The sequence below is a fragment of the Pseudomonas izuensis genome (assembly GCF_009861505.1).
Lineage (GTDB): Bacteria > Pseudomonadota > Gammaproteobacteria > Pseudomonadales > Pseudomonadaceae > Aquipseudomonas > Aquipseudomonas izuensis.
In genome coordinates this window covers 1-423 of the sequence record NZ_WTFT01000044.1, presented here as the reverse complement: position 1 = coordinate 423, position 423 = coordinate 1, and the positions used below count along the sequence as shown (strand labels likewise).

Annotated in this window: 1 protein-coding gene; it reads right to left on the bottom strand. The window is 57.4% G+C overall.

The features are described from left to right. Nucleotides 1–88: 88 nt before the first annotated feature. Nucleotides 89–256 (bottom strand): hypothetical protein, encoded by a 168-nt coding sequence (locus tag GPL81_RS27820; RefSeq protein ID WP_160109314.1) that lies wholly within the window; start codon nt 254–256, stop codon nt 89–91. Nucleotides 257–423 lie beyond the last annotated feature (167 nt).

The following is a 423-nucleotide window of genomic DNA, read 5'->3' as shown; positions in this document are numbered from 1 at the left end:
CAAGCCTTGCTCCCACAGGAATTTCGTCGAACACGTAACTTGCAAACGACATAAACCTGTGGGAGCTAGGCTTGCCCGCGATGCTTTATCAGGCCACCGGGATTTTCGGCAGGTCGAGGGTCACGCCACCGCTAAATCGTGCGAAGTTACCGCTAATCGATACATGGGGCACGCCCTTGGCCACGCTGCTGACACCATCGCGGGCAAGCCTTGCTCCCACAGGAATTTCGTCGAACACGTAACTTGCAAACGACATAAACCTGTGGGAGCTAGGCTTGCCCGCGATGCTTTATCAGGCCACCGGGATTTTCGGCAGGTCGAGGGTCACGCCACCGCTAAATCGTGCGAAGTTACCGCTAATCGATACATGGGGCACGCCCTTGGCCACGCTGCGTGCAGCGTTGGGGGCGCGGATTTTGTCCA